At 53.0% G+C, this 26080-nt stretch carries 22 protein-coding genes; 16 read left to right on the forward strand and 6 right to left on the reverse strand.

The window, feature by feature from the left end:
* Nucleotides 1-30 precede the first annotated feature (30 nt).
* Nucleotides 31-732 carry an RraA family protein gene (locus WIH05_RS09115; RefSeq protein WP_022272811.1) on the forward strand — a complete coding sequence of 234 codons (702 nt, stop codon included), beginning with the start codon at nt 31-33 and terminating at the stop codon, nt 730-732.
* 214 nt (nt 733-946) lie between these two features.
* A complete protein-coding gene (gene feoB / locus WIH05_RS09120) occupies nt 947-3277 on the forward strand; it encodes a ferrous iron transport protein B (RefSeq protein ID WP_022272810.1) in 2331 nt (776 codons plus the stop codon).
* A gap of 72 nt (nt 3278-3349) precedes the next feature.
* Here feoB and WIH05_RS09125 read toward each other — a convergent pair whose 3' ends face one another.
* Entirely contained in the window at nt 3350-4987 is a 1638-nt protein-coding gene (locus WIH05_RS09125) for an AAA family ATPase (RefSeq protein WP_022272809.1), read from the reverse strand.
* 221 nt (nt 4988-5208) lie between these two features.
* On the opposite strand from WIH05_RS09125, the gene WIH05_RS09130 reads away from it, so the two are divergent.
* The 8 genes from WIH05_RS09130 (at nt 5209) to WIH05_RS09165 (ending at nt 15440) form a co-directional block, all read left to right on the forward strand.
* On the forward strand, nt 5209-6741 hold the full coding sequence (locus tag WIH05_RS09130) for an AbgT family transporter (RefSeq protein WP_022272808.1): 1533 nt from the start codon (nt 5209-5211) through the stop codon (nt 6739-6741).
* A 30-nt stretch (nt 6742-6771) separates the two neighbouring features.
* Nucleotides 6772-7998, forward strand: a complete 1227-nt coding sequence (locus tag WIH05_RS09135) for a Xaa-Pro peptidase family protein (RefSeq protein WP_022272807.1) — start codon at nt 6772-6774, stop codon at nt 7996-7998.
* Nucleotides 7999-8035: 37 nt separating this feature from the next.
* Nucleotides 8036-9067 carry an NAD/NADP-dependent octopine/nopaline dehydrogenase family protein gene (locus tag WIH05_RS09140; RefSeq protein WP_022272806.1) on the forward strand — a complete coding sequence of 344 codons (1032 nt, stop codon included), beginning with the start codon at nt 8036-8038 and terminating at the stop codon, nt 9065-9067.
* A gap of 150 nt (nt 9068-9217) precedes the next feature.
* Nucleotides 9218-10156 (forward strand): LysR family transcriptional regulator, encoded by a 939-nt coding sequence (locus WIH05_RS09145; protein WP_022272805.1) that lies wholly within the window; start codon nt 9218-9220, stop codon nt 10154-10156.
* Between the two features lie 174 nt (nt 10157-10330).
* A complete protein-coding gene (locus tag WIH05_RS09150) occupies nt 10331-11209 on the forward strand; it encodes an SseB family protein (RefSeq protein ID WP_022272804.1) in 879 nt (292 codons plus the stop codon).
* Between the two features lie 25 nt (nt 11210-11234).
* Nucleotides 11235-12638 carry a L,D-transpeptidase family protein gene (locus tag WIH05_RS09155; RefSeq protein WP_337425282.1) on the forward strand — a complete coding sequence of 468 codons (1404 nt, stop codon included), beginning with the start codon at nt 11235-11237 and terminating at the stop codon, nt 12636-12638.
* 105 nt (nt 12639-12743) lie between these two features.
* Entirely contained in the window at nt 12744-14750 is a 2007-nt protein-coding gene (locus WIH05_RS09160; protein WP_022272802.1) for a M28 family peptidase, read from the forward strand.
* Nucleotides 14751-14759: 9 nt separating this feature from the next.
* Nucleotides 14760-15440 (forward strand): GNAT family N-acetyltransferase, encoded by a 681-nt coding sequence (locus WIH05_RS09165; protein ID WP_022272801.1) that lies wholly within the window; start codon nt 14760-14762, stop codon nt 15438-15440.
* A 101-nt stretch (nt 15441-15541) separates the two neighbouring features.
* Here the strand turns inward: WIH05_RS09165 and WIH05_RS09170 are convergent, their stop codons facing one another.
* Nucleotides 15542-16567 (reverse strand): sugar kinase, encoded by a 1026-nt coding sequence (locus WIH05_RS09170; protein WP_022272800.1) that lies wholly within the window; start codon nt 16565-16567, stop codon nt 15542-15544.
* A gap of 14 nt (nt 16568-16581) precedes the next feature.
* Nucleotides 16582-17541: a bifunctional 4-hydroxy-2-oxoglutarate aldolase/2-dehydro-3-deoxy-phosphogluconate aldolase gene (locus WIH05_RS09175; RefSeq protein WP_022272799.1), complete on the reverse strand. Its 960-nt coding sequence runs from the start codon at nt 17539-17541 to the stop codon at nt 16582-16584.
* Nucleotides 17542-17894: 353 nt separating this feature from the next.
* Here WIH05_RS09175 and WIH05_RS09180 point away from each other — a divergent pair, with 353 nt between their 5' ends.
* From WIH05_RS09180 to WIH05_RS09200, 5 genes are all read left to right on the forward strand, one after another.
* Nucleotides 17895-18839 carry a phosphatidylglycerol lysyltransferase domain-containing protein gene (locus WIH05_RS09180; protein ID WP_022272798.1) on the forward strand — a complete coding sequence of 315 codons (945 nt, stop codon included), beginning with the start codon at nt 17895-17897 and terminating at the stop codon, nt 18837-18839.
* Nucleotides 18836-19861, forward strand: coding sequence for a GNAT family N-acetyltransferase (locus WIH05_RS09185; protein ID WP_215653700.1), 1026 nt, complete (start codon nt 18836-18838; stop codon nt 19859-19861). The genes WIH05_RS09180 and WIH05_RS09185 overlap by 4 nt, the downstream gene beginning before the upstream one ends.
* Nucleotides 19862-19924: 63 nt before the next feature.
* Nucleotides 19925-20647, forward strand: a complete 723-nt coding sequence (locus WIH05_RS09190; RefSeq protein ID WP_022272796.1) for an NAD-dependent protein deacylase — start codon at nt 19925-19927, stop codon at nt 20645-20647.
* A 28-nt stretch (nt 20648-20675) separates the two neighbouring features.
* Entirely contained in the window at nt 20676-21668 is a 993-nt protein-coding gene (locus tag WIH05_RS09195; RefSeq protein ID WP_022272795.1) for an aldo/keto reductase, read from the forward strand.
* Between the two features lie 31 nt (nt 21669-21699).
* On the forward strand, nt 21700-21891 hold the full coding sequence (locus WIH05_RS09200; protein ID WP_022272794.1) for a DUF951 domain-containing protein: 192 nt from the start codon (nt 21700-21702) through the stop codon (nt 21889-21891).
* 55 nt (nt 21892-21946) lie between these two features.
* On the opposite strand, the gene WIH05_RS09205 is transcribed toward WIH05_RS09200, so the two are convergent.
* From WIH05_RS09205 to WIH05_RS09215, 3 genes are read right to left on the reverse strand one after another with little or no spacing between them, the layout of a single operon-like run.
* Nucleotides 21947-22660 carry a hypothetical protein gene (locus WIH05_RS09205; protein WP_022272793.1) on the reverse strand — a complete coding sequence of 238 codons (714 nt, stop codon included), beginning with the start codon at nt 22658-22660 and terminating at the stop codon, nt 21947-21949.
* 17 nt (nt 22661-22677) lie between these two features.
* Nucleotides 22678-23397 (reverse strand): DUF5058 family protein, encoded by a 720-nt coding sequence (locus tag WIH05_RS09210; RefSeq protein WP_022272792.1) that lies wholly within the window; start codon nt 23395-23397, stop codon nt 22678-22680.
* A gap of 16 nt (nt 23398-23413) precedes the next feature.
* Nucleotides 23414-24847: an amidohydrolase gene (locus tag WIH05_RS09215; protein WP_337425283.1), complete on the reverse strand. Its 1434-nt coding sequence runs from the start codon at nt 24845-24847 to the stop codon at nt 23414-23416.
* A 213-nt stretch (nt 24848-25060) separates the two neighbouring features.
* Here WIH05_RS09215 and WIH05_RS09220 point away from each other — a divergent pair, with 213 nt between their 5' ends.
* The gene (locus tag WIH05_RS09220) at nt 25061-25975 is read left to right on the forward strand and encodes a LysR family transcriptional regulator (protein WP_022272790.1); all 915 of its coding nucleotides are present in this window, start codon (nt 25061-25063) and stop codon (nt 25973-25975) included.
* Nucleotides 25976-26080 lie beyond the last annotated feature (105 nt).

The raw sequence follows: 26080 nt of genomic DNA on the forward strand, positions 1-26080 counted from the left end.
AAAAGAGCTTTCAGACAAGGAGAAAATGATATGGCAGTAGGCAAGAGAATCTATTTAAAAAGAAACATGCCGGATCCGGAAGTAATGGAACAGTTTAAAACGATTCCCGCTTCCAACACCTGCGACGTAATGGGAAGAAACGCGGCCATGAATCCGCGGATCCATCTGGTGAGCAGCCCCAAGGCCCAGATGATGGTGGGACCGGCTCTTACGGTCAAGGCAAGAGGCGGAGACAACCTGGCCCTTCATGCAGCTTTAAACATTGCAGAGGCTGGAGATGTGGTCGTGGTTTCCAATGAAGAGGACAACACCCGTTCTCTGATCGGCGAGATCATGATGGCCTATCTTCGCCATGACAGAAAGGTAGCCGGCATCGTCATTGACGGACCTATCCGTGATATCGACGAGATCGGCCAGTGGGATTTCCCGGTATATGCCACAGGGACAACACCCGGCGGCCCTTATAAAGAGGGACCGGGCGAGGTGAACGTACCTGTTGCCTGCGGCGGTATCAGCGTAAATCCGGGCGACATCATTCTGGGGGACCCGGATGGCGTGATCGTCATCCCGAGAAAGGACGCAGCACAGATCCTGGAGGACGCTAAGAAGTTCCAGGAGGCGGATGAGAAGAAGCTGGAGGCTGCAAAGAACGGCACCGCCAACAGAGCATGGGTGGAAAAGACCCTGGCTGCAAAGGAATTTGAGATCATCGACGGCGTATACGAGCCATAATAGTACATACAAAACCTTCCTAGAAAACGGACTGCGGCAGATTCTGTAAAGGATCCTGCCGCAGTCTGTTTTTATGGTTTTATATGTTAAGAGATATTGACTTTTTTTCTCATTTAGATTATATTACAAATGCCCGTACAGGGGCATTCGTTTTACCGAATAGTTAGATAATGCTAATCAAAAAGAACCATGAAATGGATAAAAGGAGATACAAATGAAGCTGAGCAGACTGCCGATCGGAAGCACGGCTACGATCCTCTCTGTGGGCGGAAGCGGAGCGCTCCGCCAGCATTTCCTGGATATGGGACTGATCCAGGGGACAGAGGTGACAGTTGTAAAATACGCGCCAATGGGGGATCCCATTGAGCTGAGGATCCATGGATATGAGCTGACCATCCGGCTGGAGGATGCGGAGAACATTGAGATCAGCGAGCCCCACCAGCCGGTGGATGTACAGAAGAAATCACAGAAAACAGAAAAACATCATCCGGGCTATGGAGAGGGAGGAAAATTCCATAACCGGAAGGAGGAAAATCCTCTGCCGGAGGGAGAGACCCTGACCTTTGCCCTGGTGGGGAATCAGAACTGCGGAAAGACCACGCTGTTCAACCAGCTGACTGGATCCCGGCAGCATGTGGGCAATTTCCCAGGCGTTACAGTAGACCGGAAGGACGGCGTGATCCGCGGCCATGATGATACGCTGATCACAGACCTTCCCGGGATCTATTCCATGTCTCCGTACAGCAGCGAGGAGATCGTCACCAGGGAATTTGTGATCCAGACAAGGCCCAAGGGGATCATCAATATCGTGGATGCCACCAACATCGAGAGGAACCTGTATCTGACCATGCAGCTGCTGGAGCTGGGGATCCCCATGGTGGTAGCCCTAAATATGATGGATGAGCTCTGGGAAAACGGCGGTTCGGTGCTGGTCAACGAAATGGAGGAGGCCCTGGGAGTTCCGGTGATCCCCATTTCCGCCGCCAAGGGAGAGGGGATCGAGGAGCTGGTCCGCCATGCGGTCCATGTGGCCAGATACCAGGAAAAGCCTCTGGAGATGGACTTCTGTAAAAAGGAGGAAGGGATCCACCGGGGGATCCATGCAGTCATGCACTTGATCGAGGACCATGCGGCCCAGGCACAGATCCCGGTGCGGTTTGCGGCCAGCAAGGTGATGGAGGGCGATGAAAAGATCCTGGAGCGGCTGAAGCTGACGGACAATGAGAAACGGATCCTGGATGAGATCGCCAGACAGACTGAGGAGGAGACTGGAATGGACCGGGCGGCCGCAGTGGCCCAGATGCGGTTCGACTACATCGGAGAGGTCTGTTCCGAGACAGTGATCAAGCCCAGGGAGAGCAAGGCGCGTACCAGAAGCCGCCAGATCGACCGGTTCCTGACGGGAAAATATACGGGGATCCCGGCCTTTATCGGGATCATGGGGCTGGTATTCTGGCTGACCTTCAATGTGGTCGGCGCGTTTTTACAGGGGATCCTGGAGACGGGGATCGAAGGGCTGACCGCCATGGCAGACACGGCTATGACAGCCGCAGGCGTCAACAGCGTGGTCCAGTCCCTGGTCATCGACGGGATCTTTGGCGGCGTGGGCGGCGTTCTGAGCTTCCTTCCCATTATCGTAACACTGTTTTTCTTCCTGTCGCTGCTGGAGGACAGCGGCTATATGGCCAGAGTCGCCTTTATCATGGATAAGCTCTTAAGAAAGCTGGGCCTTTCCGGACGGAGCATCGTCCCCATGCTGGTGGGCTTCGGCTGCACGGTGCCGGGAGTCATGGCCAGCCGGACCCTTCCGTCGGAGCGGGACAGGAAGATGACCATTCTCCTGACGCCGTTTATGAGCTGTACGGCCAAGCTTCCGATCTACGCCTTCTTTACAGAGGCCTTTTTCCCAGAGCATCAGGCTCTGGTGATGATCGGGCTTTATGTGCTTGGGATCTTCATGGGGATCCTCATGGCACTGATCTTTAAAAAGACCTCCTTTAAGGGAGAGGCCGTGCCCTTTGTGATGGAGCTTCCCAACTACCGGATGCCGGGAGCAGCCAATGTGGGCCATCTTCTGTGGGACAAGGCGAAGGATTTTCTCCAGCGTGCCTTTACGGTGATCTTCCTGGCTACCATTGCCATCTGGTTCCTTCAGAACTTTGACACGGGCTTTAACATGGTGGCGGACTCCCAGGACAGCATCCTGGCTCTTCTGGCGGGCGTGCTGGCCCCGGTATTCCTGCCGGTGGGCTTTGGGGACTGGCGGATCGTCACAGCCTTGATCTCCGGCTTCATGGCCAAGGAGAGCGTGGTCTCGTCCCTGACGGTGCTGTTTGGAAGCATGGAGGCGCTTCAAGGAACCCTTACGGTTCCGGGAGCTGTTTCCCTGCTGGTTTTCTGCCTTCTTTATACGCCCTGTGTGGCGGCCATCGCCTCGGTGAAGCGGGAGCTGGGCGGAAAATGGGCGGCTGCTATGGCGGCCGGCCAGTGCGTGCTGGCGTGGATCGCGGCGTTTATCGTATACCAGGCGGCACTGCTCCTTTAAATCATAAAAAGCCCTCTCCGAAAGCCGACAGGAATGCGGCGGACGGAGGGGGCTTTTGGCTTTAAGCGGGCTTTATTCCGGGACCTGGAGGCGTTGACAGGCCAGCTCACAGCGCTTTTTGTCATGGGCCAGGCCGATACAGAGGATCTCTCCTTTTAATGGGGCGTAATACTTCTTTTCCAGTATCTGCTCCAGAGCCTCATTTTTCAGCCGTTCCAGGTCGGTTCCCTGTTTAAATTCAATGATCACATGAGGATTTTTTCGATGGAGCGATTCCAGAGTGATATCGCTCCGGCCGTATCCGTTTTCCAGATTGCTCGTTACTTTATAGCTTCCGCGCATGGTCATGCACATACCCAGGAAAAGCATGTGGTAGGCATTTTCTTTGGCATCCAGGTAACTGGTACAGGAAATGACGATTTTTCGGTAAAGTTCCAGAAAACGGTCTGTATCCCTGTGGAGAAGACAGGAGAACATCTGCTGAAGCTCCAGACCATCCATTCCTCCAAGTTCAGTGATCAGGACCTGGAACTCGGACATTACCTCATCATTGGGGATGCGGACGATCACGGTATTTTCGTCCAGCCGTTCCAGTGCCGTTAAATATCCGGAATTTACTAAAAGTCCCCATAGACTGTACGTGCTCCCGCGTTCGACATAAGAGGTTTCCAGGGTAAGCCAGACAGGAATCTGGTTTCCGGAGGCCAGGCGGTCAAAGTCGGTCCAGAAATTCTTATCAGCCTCAGACAAAGTCCTTTTAATAAGGTAATTGGAGGATGTATTGACCCAGTATCCATGGAGCTCGCCAGAATCGGCATAGTTTAAAAGAGACCATGGATTATAAATTTCGATTCCGCCAAACAGATAGCCGTCATATTTACCCTTTACCTTCTGATTTAAGGAAAGGCCAAAATCTTTTAAAAGCTTTTCCGTTTCGGACGATGTAAATCCGAAATAGGAAGCGTACTGACGATGCAGGACTGTATAGACGCGGACGTTATTAAACTGGGAAAAGATACTCTCTTTTGCAACCCTCTGCACTCCGGTCAGAAGGGCCTGATCCAGATCGGGATTTCCTTTCATAGCGCTTCCAAAGAAATTGGAAAAAAAGTTTCCAACAGAGTCATGATACCCGTATTCATAGCTGGACATGACGGGCTGATCGTATTCATCGATCAGAAGGAGAGGGGGTACTCCGTACTGTTCCCGAATGATCTGGCAGAGCAGCCGGATGGAATCTGTGAACAGGACGGGCAGGGAAGCAGGATCCCTGAGGACATCGATCATTGCACGGAAGTCCTGGGCCAGCAGACTGGACTCATCCAGTTTTCCTTTCATATTTTTTTCATATCTCATATATTCCAGATAAATCTGCTTTTTTATAAGAAGCAGCATTTCCTGGGCGGTCGTTCCCTTGCAGTCTTTCAGCGTAAGAAAAATAACAGGGCGTGAATTGATCTGGTTGGCATATTCCGTATCCATAATAGAAAGTCCCTGGAACAGCTGGCGGCTATCCTTTGTAATATCAAAAAACTCACGAAGCATGGTCATGTTCAGAGTCTTTCCAAAACGTCTGGGCCGGGTGATCAGGGTCACTTTATCTCCAGTGTCCAGAAAATCCCGGATCATCAAACTCTTGTCTATGAAATAAAGATTCTGTTTCCGTACTTCGGCAAAATCATCATTTCCAATGGGAAGTCTTTTTTTCATAAGGGTCCGCCTCCTTTTCTAGGAATAGTTTAGCACAGATGGGGGTGTTTTTGGAAGATGTAATTGATGGTCACAGCTATTTTCCTGTGAAGGACAAGGAGAAAACGTGTTGGAAAAGGTTGTAGCAGGATTGGTATAATGTGTATATAAAATCCAGCTGCAGTGGGACATGATAATACAAAATAACCAAAAGAGTATGAAAGGAGGAGAAGTTTCTGACTATGAGGAATACAGAAAACAAAAAAACCAGAGGCTTTTATGGAATGATCGAGGCTGTTGGAAATAAGATCCCGGATTCTATGGTCTTTTTTGTATGGTTCTGCGTGATCATTATTGCAGCATCGTGGCTCTGTTCCATGCTGGGTGTGAGTGCAGTCAACCCATCCACAGGAGAGATTGTGGAGGTGTACAATCTTTTATCAAGAGATGGAATCATAAAGATGCTGACCAGCATGGTTTCTAACTTCCAGACATTATCGGTCCTGGGGCCAGTGCTTGTTTGCATGTTCGGAGTGAGTATCTGCGAAAAGTCGGGACTGTTCCGTGTGATCCTGCAAAAGATCGTGGAGAGCTCCCGGGGATCGGATCTGGCAGTTATCGTTATTTTCTGTTTTGTGGCTGTATTGGCAGATGCCGCCGGAGGAACCGGGTATGTGATCATGCCTGTTCTTGGAGCCGCGCTATTTGCGTCTCTGGGTAAGAATGCGGTTGCGGGCGCACTGTGCGGATATGCAACAGTTTCCGGCGCGTTCTGTGCCAATTTGATCCTGACCAATATGGACATTGTCAATTGCAGCTTTACTGTGGAGGCGGCGCAGACGCTGGATCCGGATTTTACGGCATCTCCCGCCATGACGTACTTTTTTTCGGCAGTCTCTGTGTTTATACTGACTGCGGCCTCTGTATTTGTTACCACCAGGGTGGTGGAACCGAGACTTGGGAGACGCGCCGGTGCAGTTTTTACGGAGCGTCAGATCGCGGTGCTGACGCCGGAGGAGAATAAGGGACTCCGGGCAGCGCTGGTGTCAGTTCTTATTTATGCGGCGGTACTCCTCATAATGTGCATTCCGACCGACGGATGGCTGAGGGACCCGGAAAGCGGAGGATTGGTGATAGCAGCCGCTCCTCTGATGAAGGGGCTTCCATTTTTCATCGCTTTGCTGTTTTTTATTCCTGGTGTTGCCTATGGATTTAAAAGCGGGACATTTAAACGCAGCAATGATCTGATCGAGGCCATGGGAAACGCCATGGCGGATATGGGACCGTTTGTAGCCCTTTGCTTTGTTATGGCCCAGTTTTTAAAATATTTTGAATGGTCCAATCTTGCAATAATCCTGGCGATCAAGGGGGCAGTTCTCCTTCAGAATTCTGGTCTGCCGGCACTGGCGATCATGATCCTTTTCATTTTCCTCTGCGGCTTTCTGAATCTGTTTGTGGGAAGCGCTTCTGCAAAATGGGGACTCATGTCATCGGTATTTGTGCCCATGTTCATGCTGCTCGGGTATCATCCGGCTGTCACGCAGATGTGTTTCCGGATCGGAGATGCGGCCAGTGACCCGATCACCCCGGCGTATGCATATTTCGGAATGCTGTTGGTGCTGTGCAAAAAATACGATAAGGATTTTGGATTTGGTACGCTCATATCCAGCATGCTTCCATATTCCATCGCATTTTTCATTTGCTACATTACCCAGTTTATCGTATGGTACGTTTTCAGGATCCCCCTGGGACCGGGTGCTGGATTTATGCTGTAAAAAAATATAACCATTCAGGAGGAAAGATTTATGATGACGATTTCACAGATCAAGGAAGATTTAAAGCAGTATGACAGGAAGCAGTTATACAAGGACAAAGTGACAAAAATGCAGTACGAGATGAAGAAAATGGGAGTAGACGGGATTATCTGCTTTAAACCGCAGAATACCTTTTATCTTTCGGGCTTCAATCCGATCCTTTACAGCCATCCAGTGGTGGTACTTGTACCGGCAGAGGGAGAGGCGGTCCTTCTTGTCCACAGTCTGCGGGCAAGGCATTCGGCAGATGAGGCAGCCATTGAGGATATCCGCCTGTTCGGTGCATGGGCAAACCAGAAGCCCATTGCTGGAGACGCTTACGGGGCTATTGATATAATCGCAGACGATATCAAGATCAAACATAAGGTCCTGGGATACGAGGGGGATTTCCTTTCCCTGAACCAGTATAATAAATTACAGGACATTGTAAAGCCGTCTAAAATGGTTGATGTTTCTGATTTTTTGAAAAAATCAAGAAATATTAAAAATGAGTATGAGATCGGTCTGCTCCGGCTGTCAGCAAGCCTTACCAATGTGGGAATGGAGGCGGCTGTTGCCAATATCCGCAGGAGCGAGGCGGAGGCAAGTATTGCCGCGGAGATCGCCATGCGGGAAGTGTGGGCAAAAGAACTGAGCGAATATGAGATCAGTTCCTTTGGAAATACAGAAGGCGGAATCGTTACGGCATTATGGTGCTATTCAAACTCCGGCTATCGTGTTCCCTATGGCTGCGAGTGCCCGGGAAACCGTGTTCCTCTGGAGGGGGAGGTGTGCCTGCCGGTCTGCTGGGCGGCTATTGACGGATACCATACAGAAAATGAACGCACAATCATGATCGGAAAAATCCCGGAGCATTATGAAAAGGCATACGACGCGATGCTGGCTGGACGCAGGAATGTGTTTGAAATCATGAAGGCGGGAGTGAAGATCGGGGATATTTATGATGCTGGTGTTGCCCCGTACATTGAGGCTGGTTTTAGAGATTATCTGCCGGGGCGGATCGGCCATGGCCTGGGAATGAGTCTGCATGAGTTCCCATCCCTGAATAAGAATAATGACATGGTGCTGGAAGAGGGTATGGTCGTTACGGTTGAGCCGGGCCTTGTGTTTGCCGGATGGGGATCGGTACGTCATTCCGATACGGTGGTGGTGCGCAGGGATGGAGTCGAGATACTGACCAGATCCCCGCAGGAAGGTGAGGACCGTCTGGTACGCTGATGTGTTGGCAGGAGATAAGAAAGAGGCGATGAGAAAGATGAAAATAGCAGTACTGGGGCTTGGAAAAATTGGCCATAACACCGCTGCTTTGCTGGTGAAGCGGGGATTTGAGGTTTCCGGATTTACCAGAGATATGGACAAGGCAAAGGCAGTCAATGAATATGGCATCACAGTAACAGGTTTTATTGAAGGGAATTTTAAGGTGAGGGCCACCACAGATATAGAGGAGGCGGTTAATGGGGCAGAATTCCTGGTTGTCACCACAACGTCCAGGGGTCATAAACCCATGGCAGAGCTTCTGAAAGGGAAGCTCCAGCGGGGACAGAGGATCGTTATCATTACGGGAAACTGGGGAGCCTATGAATTTTACAGCGTATTAAAGGACGAGGTAAAGGAAAAGGATATCATTATTGGTGAAACCAGCGGAAACCTTGCAGCGTCTCCAACGCTTACATATCCGGCTACCACATTTATGAAAACGCCAAAAAAGAGCATGAGCTTTGCCACGATTCCCGGATGTGCCGGAAGCCGGGTCGTGGAAGATCTGAAGGAGGCATTCCCCGAGTTTTACGCAGTGTCCAGCGTGCTGGATACGTCATTGAACAATACAAATCCTCCAGTCCATGTGCCATTCTGTATATTTAATATCACACGGATGGCCAATGGAGAGGATACACAGTTTTATGGACAGGCCCTGCCCCAAATCCTTCTGGATTTTGCCATGGCGGCAGATGCGGAGCGTTGTCAGGTCGTAAAGGCCGTTGGAGGCGAACCGAAAACCATTCTGGAGCTGATGAATGCGGCCTGGAAGGTCGATTATGACAATATTAAGGAACTGGGATTGGAAAATCCGAGTCTGAAAAGCGTAAAACTTCCTAAAACGCCGTATCACAGATTCCTGACAGAGGATGTACCATACGGATATATGGCGGTCAGCCGCCTGGGGAAAAAATATGGAGTACCAACACCGAGGATCGACCTTCTGGTGGAGGCGTACAGATACCTCCTTGCAGACAAGGCTGAGCTGGACGGACCAGAATTTAATGTGGATCTGAAGGAGATATTGTAATAACAGACAGTATGAGGAAATACTGCCAGACAGGCTGGATGCCCGAAGACGGGGCATCCGGCCTGTTTTTTAGGACAAATTGACAGAATAAACAAAAAAATATATAATTTATACAAATGTATCTGGAAAAATTGATCAAAAGAGGGAAATATGAATTTAAGAAATTTGGAGTATTTTCTTGTGGCGGCCGAGGAGCTTAATTTTACCCGTGCGGCCGATAGGCTGTTCATTACACAGCAGTCCCTAAGCCACCATATTCAGAAGCTGGAAAGCGAGTTTGGAACGCCGTTATTTGAAAGAACGCCGCCAATGACCCTGACCCCGGCCGGAGCGTGTTTTTTAAGACATGCGAAAAAGCTGATCAATTCTATGGACGAAATGGAGCTGGAGATACAGGATATTAAAGATTTTAAAAAGAGCGAGCTGACCATTGGGATAACCAGGGCCAGGGGCGCTGTCTATCTTCCTATGCTGCTTCCGAGATTTGCTGAGGCCTTTCCGCAAGTAAGGATCAATCTGGTGGAGGAGAGTTCTGCCAGACTGGAAGCCGTTTTGCGGGAGGGAAAAGCAGATCTGATCATTGGCATGCCTCCCCGCGGCGTTCAGGGAATCACCAGCGAGATCGTATGGCATGAAAAATACCTGCTGATTGTACCATGTTCTGTGGTCGAGAAGTACATCCCGGAGAAGAAGGAGTATCTGATGGAGCATCCAGGCCGTGTTACGTTAAAGGATTTTGAAAAATGTCCGTTTTTATCGGTACAGAGGGATATGCCTGTGGGGAGGCTGTTTTGGCAGAGCTGCCTGGAGGATGAAATAGAGCCCCATGTGGTCTTGGAATCCAAGAATAGTGATACGGTACTGGCCCTGTGTCTGGAAGGTATGGGAGCCCTCGTTTGTCCGGAGATGTTTCTGTATCCATACCGGAATCAAAGTGGAGGGTACATGGAAACGGAGGTGATGAAGTTTCCCATGGGAAGGAGCGATCAGATTGCCGTTAGCTACCTGACAAATAAATATCTTTCCATAGGAGCCAGGAGATTTATCGACCTGACCAGAGAAGTTGGGAAAGCGATCCAGGGCGGATAAAAAAGTCAGAATTTCGTAAGAGAAAATGCCGGAAATGCCGGAGTTTCGCCGGACTCTGTTTCTTGACAGCCGTTCTCCCAGACGATATAATGTCTCTGTATATAACGGCGGCGGGGCAGAAAGAGCGATTGGTTCCGGCGGCGTGTAAATAAAGAAGACAGAAGGGGAATCAATATGGATCAGGGCAAGCAGACCAAGGAAAAAGCGGAGAAACTGGCAGTGATGAAGAAACTCAGCACATCAAAGGAGCTTTTTGTGCTCATGTCCCTCTGCACGAAGATGCCGTTTGTAATGTGCGACCCGGAAACCTTTGACGATGAGGTTTTCTTATATGAGAAAGAGGAAGATATCAAGCGGGAGGGACAGCGGTTCCTGGATCAGAAGATCCCGCTCCAGATCGCAAAGATCGATAACAAGCAGTTCCTGCATTTTTACAGCAACCTGTTTACCATGGGCGTCAACTGCCTGGTATTCAACGGCTATATGGAGGACGAGTATAAGCTGCAACTGGCGGATCTGGTGAACCGTCCGGGACAGAATTTAAAGGAGGGGCAGATCTGGGTGGAGAATCCGGGCCTGCATCTGACGGCGCTTTATTTTATGCAGGAGGTCCGCAGACAGAAATTTGAAAAGCTCCCCAAAGAGCTCCAGGAGCTCCAGGAGGAGATCCTGGCAGATTATGGAAAGGGAACCTACCTGGCTCCGTTCAATGAGGAAAACGGCGTGCCGCTGTTAAAGCAGCAGAACGGGGATTCCTACCAGCCGATCTTTACGGACATGCTGGAATTCAATAAGTTCAACCGGGAAAATTTCTTTAAGGCATCGGTGATGACGGCGGATAAGATCACAGGAGCCCTGGCCAAGGGAGCCAGGGGCGTGGTGGTGAACCCCATGGGAGTAAACCTCCAGCTTCCGATTACAAAGAGAGCTGCATCGGGTCCGGCAAAGCCTCTGGACCCGGCAAAGCTGGCTGAGGCGGCAGTGGCCGAGGCGCTGAGGGAGCCGGAAAAGCCCGAGGTTCCGCTGGGGGACCTGGGAAACAGCGGGGAATGATCTCCCGCAGAAGGGAAGGATTTTAATGAGGAGAAATGAAAAGTTTCTGACCGCCATGGCGGCGGCCTTTATGACTACGGCAGCCGTGTCCTTTTCATCGATGGCGGCTGTGGACACGGATTTCCACCGGTTCGTGGTGGGGACCATTATCAACGGCGTACCAGTGTCTGGAATGACCACGGCTGACGCCGAGGCGTACATAGAGGGGTATTTTAACGGCGGCTATACCCTGGAGATCGAGGATACCGAGGGAGTCCGGGAGGCGATCACTGATACGTCCATTGGCTATACCGTGGACGTGACCGGGGACCTGGAGACCATTTTGAAGGAGGAGAACGACGGCGGCAGAGTCAGCGGCCCCGGCGTGGAGCACCGGTATACGGTGGACGCAGAGCTTAAGTACGACGAGGCAGCCCTCCGGGCGCTTCTGGAGAATATGGCATTTGTAAAGAACGCCTCTCCCACCAGCGACGCCTATATTACTCCTTATGAGGAGGGAAAAGCCTTTTCCATCGTTCCGGAGGTCCAGGGAACGGAGATCGATATGGATAAGCTCATGGCAGCGGTGAAGGATGCCTTAAATTCCCAGACCCGGCTTTTGAAGGTGGAGAATCTGGACTGCTATAAGACGATCCAGGTCACTGCGGACAATGCGGATCTGAACCAGATGTGCGCCAATTTAAACCGGTATAAGGACATCAATATCACCTATGTATTCGGCGACCAGCAGGAGATCCTGCCGGGACTGGAGGCAGTCAAATGGATCGACGGCGTTTCCGGGTCCACAGTCCAGGTGAACCAGCAGAAGGTGGCGGAGTATGTGAAATACCTGGCTGATAAATACGATACCTATGGAAAGCCCCATACGTTTACCAGCACGTCCGGACGCCAGGTGTCTGTAAATGGCGACTACGGCTGGCAGATCAACCAGGCAGAGGAAGCGGTGGCTCTGACCAGGATGGTGCAGAACGGCACCAACCAGACCAGGGAACCGGCATACAGCCGCACAGCGGCCAGCCGGACCGGGAACGATTTCGGGACCACATATGTGGAGGTGGATATGGGCCTCCAGCACATCTACATGTATGAGAATGGGACTCTGATCGCAGAAGCGCCCATTGTCACGGGAAACGTGGCCAAGGGCTGGACCACGCCGGAGGGGCTTTATACCCTTTATTATAAGGAAAGGGACCGGGTGCTGCGCGGGCCGAAGCGGGCGGACGGAACGTATTCCTACGAGAGCCCTGTGTCCTACTGGATGCCCTTTAACGGCGGCATCGGACTCCATGATGCCAGCTGGCGCGGTAAGTTTGGCGGCGAGATCTACAAGAACAACGGCTCTCATGGCTGTATCAATATACCGCCGAAAACGGCAGCCGTGATCTACGAGCATGTATACAAAGGAATACCGATCCTCTGCTTTTATTAAGCGGGAATAAGAGGGTGTCCGCGGGAAACTGCGGACACCCTCTGTTGCAGAAAATACGGGAAGAGGGAAGCTTTCCCGGCTGACAGGATCGAAGGAGGCAGCAAGGTGAACGAAAAGGAAAAAGAGCAGGAAAAAAAATATCTGGAGGCAGTGGATGTTTCTTATTCTTATGGTCTGGCCAAGTCCATGGAACGGATAAAAAGCAATCCGGCGTTGGGATTCAGGACCGCCGGCTCCAGGGCAGAGTTTGAAACTGGAGAAATGCTGAGGCAGGAAATGGAACGCATCGGCCTGAAGGATATCCATAAGGACCGGCTGTGCCTGGATGGCTGGGAGTTCGAAAAGGCGGTGCTGCGGTTTCAGGACGCAGATGGAAGGAACCATGTTTTCCAGCTGGGGGCCTATCAGACCCAGTTTTTGACCGGGGGCTTTCAGAAATTTCCGCTGGTCTATGTGGGGCGGGGAGGAGCCCAGGACTATGCAGGCCGGGACGTGCGCGGCTGTCTGGTTCTGGTGGACATTAACCAGAGGGACGAGTGGTGGATCAACTTCCCTGTGTACCAGGCCCATTTAAAAGGAGCGGCAGCAGTGATCGCGGTCCAGGACAATGGCTATGGGGAGATCGACGGAGAGGCGCTGAACGCCCAGGACATTGCTGGTCCTAAGGATGCTCCGGCGTTTTCCATTTCTCAGAAGGACGCGGCTGTGTTAAAAGAGGCGCTTCAGAAGGAAGAACGGCTTACGGTGGAATTTGACGCCAGTTCCCGGATCCTGGAGCAGACAGAGTCCTACAATATCTGGGGAACGATCCCTGGGAGAGAGGAGGACATGATCCTTTTAAGCGCCCATTATGATTCCTATTATGACGGGTTCCAGGATGATAACTGTGCGGTGGCCATGATGCTGGGGATCGCCAGGGCTCTTCTGGAAACCGGATATCGGCCCAGAAAGACTCTGGTGTTCTGCGCCATGGCGGCGGAGGAATGGGGGATCGTCAATTCCAAATACGATTGGTCCACGGGAGCCTGGCAGCAGGTCTTCAAGCTGCGGCCTGACTGGCCGGGGAAGGTCATTGCGGATCTGAATTTTGAGCTTCCGGCCTACGCCCACAATGCCTGGGACGCCATCCGTTCTACTTATGAATATGAGGACTTTTTAAAGGAATTTGTGGAAAAGCTGTCGGTGGATCCCACGAACGTATATCCCCAGGGGCTGCGGGTCCACTGCCCCATCGAGACCTGGTCCGACGATTTTTCCATGGCTATTTCCGGGATCCCGTCCATGGTCAATGAATTCAGCAGCGCCGGATTTATGGAGACCCATTATCATTCCCAGTTCGACCGGGACGAGTTTTACGACGAGGCGGCATACCGGTTCCATCACGAGCTTTACGGACTTCTTTTGATGGCCCTGGACCGGGTGAACGTGGCTCCGGTGAACCTGGAACGGACCTTCCGGGCCTTGAGAGAAAGTGTCCGCCCGGTGACCGGGCGGGAAGACGAAAATGCATTAAAGACCCTGATGGAGAAGCTGGAGGAGGGAGAGAGGCTGGCCCGGGAGGTCTATGAGGCTGTGCGGACGGCCAATGCCGGAAATGGGGAGCCGGAGCGGGACAGAAGGCTCCAGAGCCAGCTTCTGTATCTCTTTAAAAAGGCCCAGGGATATTTTGTGCGGCTCAACTGGCACGATGAGGTTTTGTTCCCCCACGAGGCGTCCCAGACCAATCTGCGGTATCTGGGTGAGGCGGTCCGGCAGCTGGAGGACAAAAACGTCCGGGGCGCCCTGGAGGCCCTGTACCAGGTGGATAACAACAAATATGCCTTCCAGTTTGACGATCAAGTATACCGCTATTTCACTGAATATGTGATGAACCAGGAGAAGGAACGGCTTCAGTGGGGAGCCGGAAGGATCGTCCATCATCTGGATCTGTCAAAACAGATCCGCAGCCTTATGGAAAAGGAACGGACCAGGAATACAGGGGTGGAGCCAGAGCTGGAGGCATTGAAGGCCATGGAGTGCCAGGCATTGGGCTGCTTTGACGATGATATCCGGTATATGATCCAGGCTGTGGATACGCTGACAGAGGGCTTGAGAAAGGCGAAAGAGGAGTAGGAAAGAGTTATGGAAACCAGTGCGTTGTATCGAGTACAGAGAGAGGATCTGCCCAGACTCCAGAAAATGCTGACAGAGTGCTTTGCGGAGGATCCGCTGTATCATACGCTGATCCCAGATCCGGAAACCAGGAAGCGGCTGATGCCGGAGCTGTTTGAATGCGATCTGAATGAATTTTATGAGACCTGTGAGATCTATGCGGAGAGCCCGGAGTTAAAGGGTCTTCTGGTGGTCTCTGACGAGGCGGAGGAGTACGATCCCATCCGCTTTTATCTGACAGAGGCCTGGGCCTCCTTAAAGACAGACGAGTATCTGATCAAAGAAGACAGGAGCTTAAAGACCCTCTGGAATTTCATCCGGGGACGGGACTATCTGAATTCCCGGTGGACAGCCCAGCTCCACCAGGAAAACCGCCTGCACATCATTTATCTGGCAGTGAGCCCCGGGGCCAGGCATACGGGGGTAGCGGAGATCCTCATGGACGAGGTGATCCGCTACTCAGAGAGCCACCGGATGCTGATCTCCCTGGAGACCCACAATGAAAAGAACCTGTCCTTTTACAGCCATTTTGGCTTTAAGACCTTTGGGATCGTGGAAAAGGATATGGGACTGAAGCAGTACTGCCTGGTGCGGGAGCCGCAGCAGGCGCAGACTGGAGACCTGCCCTGGGCAGACACAAGGAAGGGATAGAAAACGGAAAACCTCCGGGGCTGGCAGGCCCCGGAGGTTTTCAGGTATATATTGAGGAATAAACTTGCCCTTACTGGCAAATGGGCAGCAAAGTAAGGAAATTATCTCTGAACACGGCCGGATCCGTCGCCGCCGGCTAATTTTGTAACCTCGTCCACGGAAACCATATTCATGTCTCCCTCGATGGAGTGCTTTAAGCAGGATGCGGCAACTGCAAATTCGATGGTGCTCTGGGCGTCATAGCCGTTTAAGCATGCATAGATCAGGCCGCCGCCAAAGCTGTCGCCGCCGCCTACGCGGTCAACGATGTGCATCTTGTATTTTTTGCTGAAGTAGTAATCGGTTCCGTCATATAACATGGCAGACCAGTTGTTGTCGTTGGCGGAAAGGGACTCACGGAGTGTGATGGCGACCTTTGTGAAGCCGAAGCGGTCGGCTAACTGCTTTGCCACGTCCTTGTAGCCCTCATGGTTTACAGTACCAGTGGTCACGTCAGTATTGGCAGCCTTGATGCCGAATACGTCGGAAGCATCCTCCTCGTTGGCGATGCAGACGTCCACATATTTGCACAGCTCGCCCATTACCTCGCCGGCTTTGGCCTTGGACCACAGCTTATTTCTGTAATTTAAGTCGCAGGAAACGGTAAGTCCCAGCTCCTTGGCTTTTTTGCAGGCCTCTAAGCAGATACCGGCAACGGTGTCGTTGAGGGCCGGGGTGATGCCTGTGAAGTGGAACCAGTCGGCGCCTTCAAAGATCTTTGCCCAGTCGAAGTCCTCCGGGGAAGCCTCGGAGATGGCGGAATGGGCACGGTCATAGATGACCTTGGACGGTCTCTGGGAAGCGCCCTTTTCCAGGAAGTAGATACCCACACGGTCGCCGCCGCGGGCGATGTCCTTTGTGTCTACGCCGTATTTTCTTAACTCGTTGACAGCAGCCTGGCCGATCTCATGCTTCGGAAGCTTTGTAACAAAAGCGGCGTCCATGCCATAGTTTGCCAGGGAAACAGCCACGTTGGCTTCGCCGCCGCCGTAGGTGGCGCCAAAGCTGTTGGCCTGAACGAAACGGTAGTAGCCCTCGGGAGCGAGACGGAGCATGATCTCACCAAATGTAATAACTTTCTTTGCCATGATAAAATTCTCCTTTACTTCTGAACTAAATGTACTGCGAATCCGCCGATCTCATCCTCCAGATAAATGGCGGTCAGCTTGTCGCCTTTGAATTTTGCGGTTTCTTCTTTGAATTTATAGCCCATCATTTCCAGATAATTTTTCGCACGCGCAACGGAGTTGGTGGAAACTGCGATGTGGCCCTTTGCGCCAAGGCCCGGCGCTTTCATACATTCTACGGCTGTTCCGGCAAATACGGAGCTGTTTCCGGACTTCTTTGTGAAGCCGAAGAGGCCGTCGAAGGCAGAGGCTGTCTGGTCTGCCTGCTCCTCGTTCTCACAGTTGATGCCGATATGGGCCAATTCAAAGCCCAGCATGGTCTGGACGGCTTCCTTTGTCAGATCGCGGATCTTATCGAATTCTCCGGCTGCAACCAGATCTTTTTTCACCATCCAGCTTCCGCCGCAGGCCAGGATCTTATCGAAGGCCAGGTAGGAATTGATGTTCTTTGCGTTGATGCCGCCGGTGGGCATGAATTTCATCTGTGTATAGGGAGCGGCCATGGCCTTGATCATGTTGATGCCGCCGGCCTGTTCAGCCGGGAAGAACTTCACCACATCAAGACCGAGAGAGATGGCCATTTCCACATCGCTGGGATTGGAGGTGCCGGGTGTTACCGGGATCCCCTTATCGACACAGTATTTTACTACTGTGGGGTTCAGACCGGGGCTTACGATGAATTTTGCTCCGGCGTTCACTGCGCGGTCCACCTGCTCGGTGGTGAGGACTGTGCCTGCGCCCACTAACATGTCTGGGAATTCCTTCGCCATGATGCGGATGGACTCCTCAGCGGCGGCGGTGCGGAAGGTAACCTCTGCACAGGGCAGTCCGCCTTCGCAGAGAGCCTTAGCCAGGGGGGCGGCGTCCTTGGCGTCATCAAGGACCACCACCGGAACGATACCGATCTTCTGGATCTTTTCTAAAACTTCGTTCATATTTCGTTTCTCCTTTGCTTTATTTAATGGAAAGGGATATAAAAATTCGGGTCACAATTCTGTCATGCGGTACAAGGTTTCACAATATGAAACTCAGTTCCGTATTGCGATATTTACTAAAATAAATTATACTCGCCGGCCTTTAAAAGTCAATAGGAAAAAGTAATTTTGTTATCCTTCCCTTACACAGAAAAATGTGATAAAATGAACGCTGAGATAACCGGGAGGACGGGGTCGCCGCCGCGCCCGGAATATGCGGATGCCGGGGAAGGAGACCCGGCGCCGGGGATATATGGAGCTGCGGGCCGGACTGGCCGGACGCCTGAGGCCGCAGCTGTCATGAAAGGACGATTATGGATCTTAAATTTGAGAATTTCCGTGCGGAGCATGTGGAAACGCTGGCAGGATATTATGGAAAGCGCCATGACCGGACCTGCGACAGCACGATCATGGACAATTTTCTCTGGGGAGGCTATTACCACATCCGTTTCTGTGAACGGGATGGAAAAGCTGTCCTCTGGATCATGAACATCGACGGAAAGGACTACGCTGCCCTTCCGGTCTGCGGCCTGGAGGACCTGCCCCATTATTTTAAAGAGCTGGAGCAGTATTTTAATGAGGAGCTCCATCTGCCGCTGGAGATCTTTCTGGCGGATGAGGAGGCGGTGGAGTATTTAAGGCTCCCAGAAGACCGGTATTCGGTGGAAGAACTTCCGGATGCCAGGGATTATATTTATAGTGCGGAGTCACTGAAGGTTTTATCCGGGAAAAAGCTGGGGAAGAAGAAAAACCACATCAACTATTTAAAAAGAGAGTACGCCGGCCGGTATGAGTACAGGACCCTGTGCTGCTCCGACGGTCTGGATGTGTGGCAGTTCCTGGATAAATGGAGAGCCCAGAAGGGACAGGAGGTGGAGGGCCACCTGGACTATGAGGTGGAAGGGATCCACGATATATTAAGAAACTGCAGTGCGTTCCATGTACACATGGGCGGCATTTACATCGACGGCCGGCTGGAGGCCTTTGCCATCGGCAGCTACAACGAAAAAGAAAAAATGGCCATTATCCATATCGAAAAGGCGAATCCGGAGATCCGGGGGCTTTATCAGTTCATCAACCAGCAGTTCCTGATCCATGAATTTCCCGAGGCGGAGATCGTGAACCGGGAGGACGACATGGGGCTTCCGGCGCTGCGCCAGGCCAAGCTGTCCTATGAGCCCATGGAATTCGCCAGAAAATTCAGGATCCGGCAGCTGTGGCCGGAGGAGGGCCGGGGGAAGGAAGAAAACAGGTTATGATCCGATATCTGGAAGCAGAAGAAAAAGGAAGGACAAGAGCGCTCTGGAACGAGGCGTTTCCAGAGGATTCCGTATCCTTCGGAGACTATTATTATAAGGAAAAAACAAAGGACAACCGGATCCTGGTCTGTGAGGAGGAGGGGCGGATCGTGGCCATGCTCCAGAGGAATCCCTACGCGGTCTCCATGCGGGGGGATGTGAGGACCTGCGACTATATCGTAGGCGTGGCAACGGCGGTCAGCGAGCGTCACAAGGGCCATATGAGGAGCCTGCTGCTGACCATGCTGCGGGACATGCAGGAGGAGCGGATGCCCTTTGCATTTCTGATGCCTGCCCGGGAATCCTTGTATTATCCGTATGATTTCCGGTTTGTTTTCGACCAGCCCCGGTGGGTCCTGGGCTACAATAAGGACCTTCGGAGGACGCCTCTGGAGGGGAGCGCCCTGTATAAGGAGCTGGCCGACTGGCAGAATGCCTGGCTGAAGCGCCAGTATGAGGTGTTTGCCGTCCGGGATCCGGCTTACCTGGAACGGATGGAAAAGGAGCTGAAGAGTGAGAACGGCTTTGTGAACCTGATCTATGAGGACGACTGGTTCATCGGCATGGAAAGCGAATGGGGGCTTAAGGAACGGGAGCTGCGGTATCTGTATACAGGGGAGCGCTACCGGACCCTGGCGGGTACAAAGCCGGCCATCATGGCCCGGATCGTATGTATGCCGGAATTTGTAAAAAATATCCGCCTTTCAGAGGCATGTCCGGAGGATGAGGTGACCGTTGAGATCGGGATCCATGACCTGTTTATTCCCCAGAACCAGGGCGCATGGATCTGGAAGTTAAATAAGAGCGGCTCTGAGATCATCCAGGAATCCCGGTTCATTGCCAAGGGAAAAATGGAGGTGTTCACCATCGCAGAGCTGACCCAGTGGCTGTTCGGGTATGCCCTGCCTGAGCAGGTGGAAAACGTTCCTTACGGCCAGTATATCGAGCCGTTCCACGGAGTTTTTCTGGACGAGGTGGTTTAGGGGCCGTTCCGGGGCCGGGGGGATCCATTTCGGGTGTTCAGCCCGGGGAAAGGAGTGCCAGAGATGACAGAACGCGAAACTTTGAAGCAGTGGCTTTCTGAGAGTGAGAATATCGTATTTTTTGGCGGTGCAGGCGTGTCCACCGAGAGTAAGATCCCGGATTTCCGGAGTACTGACGGTCTGTATAACCAGCAGTATGCATACCCGCCGGAGACCATTCTGAGCCACACCTTCTATATGAGAAGAACCGAGGAATTTTACCGGTTTTACCGGAATAAGATGCTGTTCCCCGATGCGGAGCCCAACCGGGCCCATAAGGCCCTGGCAAAGCTGGAGCAGGAGGGAAGGCTCCGGGCAGTGATCACCCAGAACATCGACGGCCTCCATCAGAAGGCCGGGAGCCGGGAGGTGCTGGAGCTGCACGGCTCGGTGCTCAGGAATTACTGTACAAAATGCGGGAAATTTTATGGCCTGGAGGCGGTCCTGGAGTCAGAGGGCGTTCCCAGATGTACCTGCGGCGGCGTCATCAAGCCGGATGTGGTCCTCTATGAAGAGGGGCTGGACCAGCATACGCTCCAGAAGGCCGTTTATTATATTTCCAATGCCGATGTCCTGATCATCGGAGGAACCTCCTTAACGGTGTATCCGGCGGCCGGGCTCATCGACTACTATGGGGGAAAAAAGCTGGTGCTGATCAATAAATCCGTGACGCCCATGGACAGCCGGGCGGATCTGGTGATCAGCGGTCCCATTGGAGAGATCCTGGGAGACGCGGCCGGAGTTTAAGCTCCGGGACAGAAAGGAGTGACCGGGTATGTATCAGCCGTCAGAACGGCGTTATGAAGGAATGGAATATAAGCGCTGCGGAAGGAGCGGCCTTAAGCTCCCTGCCATGTCCCTGGGACTGTGGCAGAATTTCGGGACTGAAAAGACTCTTAAGGAGCAGGAGGAGATCCTGTGCCATGCGTTCGACCGGGGCATCACCCACTTTGATCTGGCCAACAATTACGGCCATCCGGCCAGGGGACTGGCAGAGGAGAACTTTGGCCGGGCCTTAAAGGATTGTCTGGGACCGTACCGGGACGAGCTGGCCGTCTCCACCAAGGCCGGGTACGATATGTGGCAGGGGCCCTATGGAAACTGGGGCTCCAGGAAATATCTCATGGCCAGCCTGGATCAGAGCTTAAGGCGCATGGGCCTGGATTACGTGGATATTTTTTACCATCACCGGCCAGATCCGGAAACGCCCCTGGAAGAGACCATGGAGGCCTTAAGCGATATGGTGCGCCAGGGAAAGGCTCTGTATGTGGGAATCTCCAATTATAATGCGGAGCAGACTGCTGCGGCAGTGAAGCTTTTAAGGGAGAACCATACGCCGTGCCTGATCCATCAGGTGCGCTACAACCTTCTGGAGCGCCAGGCGGAGGACGGCCTGTTTCCCGTCCTTTCAGAGAATGGCGTGGGCTGCATCTGCTTTTCGCCTCTGGCCCAGGGCGCGCTGACGGACAAATACCTCCGGGGGATCCCGGCCGGTTCCCGGGCGGCCCGGGAGGGGAGCACCGTGGCAGCCAGATATCTGGATGCGGAGACGCTGGGAAAAATAAAGAAGTTAAACGACATTGCCAGAGCGGGCGGCATGACCCTGGCCCAGATGGCCCTGGCCTGGATCTTACGGAGGCCGGAGGTGACTTCTGTTCTGGTCGGGGCCAGCAGTACGGCCCAGCTGGACAGCAGCCTGGCAGCTCTGAAGCTCCCGCCTCTGGGAGAAGATGTGCGGAAGGAGATCCGTGCAGCGCTCGGGCAGTAAAGGACGGGCAGGAAACATAGGGAGGGATCCGATGGAGTATGAAGTAGGAGATATCGTCAAATTAAAAAAGCCCCATCCCTGCGGAAGCCAGGAATGGGAGATCCTGAGGGTGGGTGCAGACTTCCGGCTGAAATGCCTGGGCTGCGGCCATATGGTCATGGTGACCAGGCGGCTGGTGGAGAAAAATACCAGGGGCCTGCGTAAGCCCGAGAAAAAGGAATAAAAAAGAGGGGCTGTTGTAAAAGCGCGGATTCGGCTTTACAACAGCCCCTTTTGCATCAGGCTTTTTTCTTCTTTTCCTTTGGAGTCATCTTAATGATCCCGGCCTTATAGAGCACAACGGCGCAGAGTACCGTGAGGACCATACAGATCAGCACCACAAAGCCCTCCATTCCTGCCAGAGGGAACACGGCGTTGACGCCGAACACCACTAAGAGCGGGAGGATCATGGTCAGCGGCTTTCCTTTGGCAACATAGTCGCCGCAGTCGTTGTTCACGAAGCTTAAAAAGATGCCGCCGAACAGAGCCGGGAGCAGATAGGTGGTGGCCGTCTGCACCGTGGGGCTGGTGAGGATGGGACGTAAGGGCACCAGGAGCAGCACGCCGCCGGCGATGATCAGGGTGGTGACGATGGAGGACACGGCTACGCCGATGGTGGCCACTGCGTCTCCTTCTTCTGTACCGGAGGCTGTGTCGGACATGATCTGGGCATTTACCACAACGGGGACCTTCAGGTTCATGACATTGCCTGTCAGAAAGGTGATATACGCGGAGGAGCCCAGGATCGGGGTATAGCTGAATACCTCGGCGATACAGGTGGGAATGAACACGGCCAGCAGGCCGCTGCCTGCGGTGATGACCTGGGCCGCGCTTTCCGGCCATACGTCGTATACGCTGGAAATGACCGCCGGGATCCCCAGCATGAGTATGATCCCGATGATGATGCCGATCCGTCCGGTCCGGTGAATACTGTCTTCGTATTTTTTATCCATATTGTGTTCCTCCTAAATTAACCAAGTATCCTGATCCAGACCAGCGAGGACGCCATGCCCAGGAGCAGGGTGTTTGCCATGACAAAGTTCCTGAGCCACAGGCATTTGAACCGCTTGATGATCTGTAAATGGATCAGAACGATGATGCAGGACGTAAATACAACGGCCAGGTGTACCTTGCCCTTCATTAACTGCATGGGAAGGAAGGCCTCGATGATGGCCAGGGAAAGAACGCCGGTGATCAGGGCCCCCAGCTCTCCGTGCTTGTTCCTGGCTTTGGTAAGTCCCATCTGGATCTTTTTGCCGAATAAAAGAATGGCAATGAGGCCGCCCATGATGCAGATGCTCATAACGAACATAACGGTGCCGACCACAGAGGCGTCTCCGGCGGCGTTTAAGGCTGCCACGGACTCATAGCCGGTTCCGGTGGCCACCATGTCGGCTGCCATCAGCTCATATGTGACAGAGCCCACCACGGAAAGGCGGAACCAGGACCAGGGTACGCCCAGGACCGACGCCAGGCTGAAAAGGCCGATGACGATGGAAATGGACGGAACGACAGAATAAATGGCGGAGGAGGTGATCACCAGTTTGAGCTTTTCTCTGGTGATCCCCAGCTCCAGGGCGTGTTTGTAGGCTTTTTTCAGCGTGATCAGACAAAACAGGATAATATAGGCGATTCCCAGCCCCACTAGTCCGTAGAGCAGGGGACTGTTCATGATTTCATTAAAGGTCATCTGTGTTCCTCCTTCATTACATGGCGTCCACATAGGTAAGGTCGTCGGGGATCGGGGATACGTAAACGCCGCCGGTCTCCTCCAGCAGCTCCTTTTTGGCCTGGTCAGCCAGGGCCGGGTCGTCAAAGATCCTGGTGCAGGCCAGTCCAATGGCCTTTGCGGCTGCAAGACAGGCTTTTCCGCCGATGGAGGTGCCCACCTGAGCGGTGTACTGCCAGGTGTGGTGGCCGGTGCCCGGGATGGCTGCGGAGGCGGTGAGCTGGGCGGTGGGGACCAGGTAGCTTACATCGCCCACGTCGCTGGAGGCGGTCAGCACCTTCTGGCGCATCAGGGGGCTGTAAGGGATCACAACGGAATTTAAGGGCCGCTTTTCAAACTCCTCCGGCGTCATTTTGTGGAGGACAGCCATTTTCTGTACCATAGCCTTTTTGGCGTCCTCCGGCAGGATGGCCAGGAATTTTCTGGCAATGGCGTAATCCTCCTCGTCAAATTCGGGGCCTCCCATTTCCACATAGGCGTCAGAAAGCACCTGGAAGGCGGTGGGGGTGGGGATCACGTCGCTTAAGCCGCCCAGGACTCTGACCTTGACCTCGGTCTCAGTCATAAGAGCCGCTCCCTGGGCGATCTTTTTGATCCGGGCCAGGATCTCGCTGCTCTGGGCCAGCTTAGGAGCGCGCATAAAATACAGCAGGGAGGCATGGTCCTGGACCACATTGGGAGCTTCGCCGCCGTTGTCCAGATAGGCGTAATGGATCCTGGCATCGCTGATCACATGCTCTCTCATGTAATTGACGCCCACATTCATCAGCTCACAGGCGTCCAGGGCGCTCCGGCCTTTTTCCGGGGCTGCGCCCGCATGGGCGGAGATGCCGGTGAAGTCAAAGCGGACCTTATAGTTGGCCACCATGCGGGTCCCCATGGGAACGTTCTGGTCTGCCGGATGCCAGGTGAACATCATGTCCACCCCGTCAAAGCAGCGGGCCTTGGCCATAAAGCCCTTTCCGAAGCCCTGCTCCTCTGCCGGGCAGCCGAAAAATACCAGAGTGCCGGTTTTTCCGCTCTGCTCCAGGTACGCCTTTGCAGCCATGGCGGCCCCTGCGGCTCCGGCTCCCAGGGCGCAGTGGCCGCAGCCGTGGCCAGTGGTATGGCCCTCGTCCGGCACAGGCTCGGCGGTTCCGGCTTTCTGGCTCAAGCCAGGAAGGGCGTCATATTCGCCCAGGATGCCGACCACGGGAGAACCGCTTCCCCAGACAGCCTTAAACGCCGTAGGGATCCCGGCCAGCTCCTTAGTTACTGTAAAGCCGTCGTCCTCCAGGGCTTTTATGATGGCCGCCGCGCTTTTCGTTTCCTGGTAGCCCAGCTCGGCGTATTCCCATACGGCCCGGTTGAGCCCGGTGATGATCTGTGCTTTTTCACGGACGGCATCGCGGATGATTTGTGCATTATCCATAAGAATAACCTCCTATTCCTATAAAACCTTGTATCATTTTGAAAATAAGTATACTGTCTGGATGGATAGATCACAAATATGTTTTATTTATAGGCGGCTATAAATTCCAGCGATGGACTTTAAAAAGAAAAACAGATATAATGGTGCTGGAACCAGGAAGAGATTGATGCCGTACATAGAAGAAGCACAGCAGACAGAGGGAGGAGATGGATCATGACCATACAGCAGCTTCAATACGTTCTGGAGATCGCCCGGTGCGGCTCCGCGTCCAGGGCAGCAAAAAACCTGTTCCTGTCCCAGCCAAATCTGAGCAGCGCCATAAAAAATCTGGAGCAGGAGCTGGGCTTTCCCATCTTTGAAAGGACCTCTGCCGGGATGGAGCTGACGCCTGCCGGTTCCAGACTGGCAAAGGAGGCGTCGGTGATCATGGAGCATTTAAAGGGGATCTCCGATGCGGGGAAAAATACAGAAAGAGCCTGCCGGTTCCGTCTGGTCTATCCCATGTATTACCCGGCCTTTGAGGCGTTCCGGGATCTTTGCAGGGATTACCAGGGATACGACAAGGTGAACCTGTCCTGCGCTTCCGGTACCGGGGTCAAAACGCTGGAGCTCCTTCACCAGGATCTCTGCGATCTGGTGGTCACCATCGACACCAAAGGCCATTATGCGGATTTTAACCGGTACTGCAATCTGTTTCACCTGGAGTACAGGGATGTGGCGGAGGCCTCTTTTTCCGTGCAGCTTTCCAGAAACCATCCGCTTTTAAGGGAAACGCCCTTTGATTTTGCGAAGCTCAAGAATTACCCGTATGTGGCGTATACAGATGGGAACGGAGGAAATTTAAACTGGACGCCCTGGTCCAGCGTGGTCAATCCGGACAAGCTGATCCGGGTCCAGTCCATCGCCTCACGGATTTCCCTGGTGGCCAATACCAACGCTTTCAGCCTTGTATTTCCCCATTCCAGGGCGTATAACGAGGCCAATGGCGTAGTGACGGTCCCCCTGCCCTTTGATCCTCTGATCTTAGGCTATATCTATTCCCGTGATCGGGGATTAGGAGAAGCAGGTGAGGCATATGTGCGGCATCTGAAGGAGCGGATACGGGAGCATTTTGGGGAGGATGGCTAGAAAAACAGAAAATATGCAGAAAGAGAAAAAACATTGCGGAAAACAAGAAGGTTAGTGTATAATTATCATTGGCAAATATAGGAACTATTCCTAAGACAAAAAAGG

The sequence above is a fragment of the Alitiscatomonas sp. genome (assembly GCF_037242085.1).
Taxonomy (GTDB): Bacteria; Bacillota; Clostridia; order Lachnospirales; family Lachnospiraceae; genus Alitiscatomonas; species Alitiscatomonas aceti.

Excerpts from the sequence above, each read along its gene's own strand:
- WIH05_RS09115 (WP_022272811.1), top strand. The coding sequence starts at position 31 with ATGGCAGTAGGCAAGAGAATCTATTTAAAAAGAAACATGCCGGATCCG.
- feoB (WP_022272810.1), top strand. The coding sequence starts at position 947 with ATGAAGCTGAGCAGACTGCCGATCGGAAGCACGGCTACGATCCTCTCT.
- WIH05_RS09125 (WP_022272809.1), bottom strand. The coding sequence starts at position 4,987 with ATGAAAAAAAGACTTCCCATTGGAAATGATGATTTTGCCGAAGTACGG.
- WIH05_RS09130 (WP_022272808.1), top strand. The coding sequence starts at position 5,209 with ATGAGGAATACAGAAAACAAAAAAACCAGAGGCTTTTATGGAATGATC.
- WIH05_RS09135 (WP_022272807.1), top strand. The coding sequence starts at position 6,772 with ATGATGACGATTTCACAGATCAAGGAAGATTTAAAGCAGTATGACAGG.
- WIH05_RS09140 (WP_022272806.1), top strand. The coding sequence starts at position 8,036 with ATGAAAATAGCAGTACTGGGGCTTGGAAAAATTGGCCATAACACCGCT.
- WIH05_RS09145 (WP_022272805.1), top strand. The coding sequence starts at position 9,218 with ATGAATTTAAGAAATTTGGAGTATTTTCTTGTGGCGGCCGAGGAGCTT.
- WIH05_RS09150 (WP_022272804.1), top strand. The coding sequence starts at position 10,331 with ATGGATCAGGGCAAGCAGACCAAGGAAAAAGCGGAGAAACTGGCAGTG.
- WIH05_RS09155 (WP_337425282.1), top strand. The coding sequence starts at position 11,235 with ATGAGGAGAAATGAAAAGTTTCTGACCGCCATGGCGGCGGCCTTTATG.
- WIH05_RS09165 (WP_022272801.1), top strand. The coding sequence starts at position 14,760 with ATGGAAACCAGTGCGTTGTATCGAGTACAGAGAGAGGATCTGCCCAGA.
- WIH05_RS09170 (WP_022272800.1), bottom strand. The coding sequence starts at position 16,567 with ATGGCAAAGAAAGTTATTACATTTGGTGAGATCATGCTCCGTCTCGCT.
- WIH05_RS09175 (WP_022272799.1), bottom strand. The coding sequence starts at position 17,541 with ATGAACGAAGTTTTAGAAAAGATCCAGAAGATCGGTATCGTTCCGGTG.
- WIH05_RS09180 (WP_022272798.1), top strand. The coding sequence starts at position 17,895 with ATGGATCTTAAATTTGAGAATTTCCGTGCGGAGCATGTGGAAACGCTG.
- WIH05_RS09185 (WP_215653700.1), top strand. The coding sequence starts at position 18,836 with ATGATCCGATATCTGGAAGCAGAAGAAAAAGGAAGGACAAGAGCGCTC.
- WIH05_RS09190 (WP_022272796.1), top strand. The coding sequence starts at position 19,925 with ATGACAGAACGCGAAACTTTGAAGCAGTGGCTTTCTGAGAGTGAGAAT.
- WIH05_RS09195 (WP_022272795.1), top strand. The coding sequence starts at position 20,676 with ATGTATCAGCCGTCAGAACGGCGTTATGAAGGAATGGAATATAAGCGC.
- WIH05_RS09200 (WP_022272794.1), top strand. The coding sequence starts at position 21,700 with ATGGAGTATGAAGTAGGAGATATCGTCAAATTAAAAAAGCCCCATCCC.
- WIH05_RS09205 (WP_022272793.1), bottom strand. The coding sequence starts at position 22,660 with ATGGATAAAAAATACGAAGACAGTATTCACCGGACCGGACGGATCGGC.
- WIH05_RS09210 (WP_022272792.1), bottom strand. The coding sequence starts at position 23,397 with ATGACCTTTAATGAAATCATGAACAGTCCCCTGCTCTACGGACTAGTG.
- WIH05_RS09215 (WP_337425283.1), bottom strand. The coding sequence starts at position 24,847 with ATGGATAATGCACAAATCATCCGCGATGCCGTCCGTGAAAAAGCACAG.
- WIH05_RS09220 (WP_022272790.1), top strand. The coding sequence starts at position 25,061 with ATGACCATACAGCAGCTTCAATACGTTCTGGAGATCGCCCGGTGCGGC.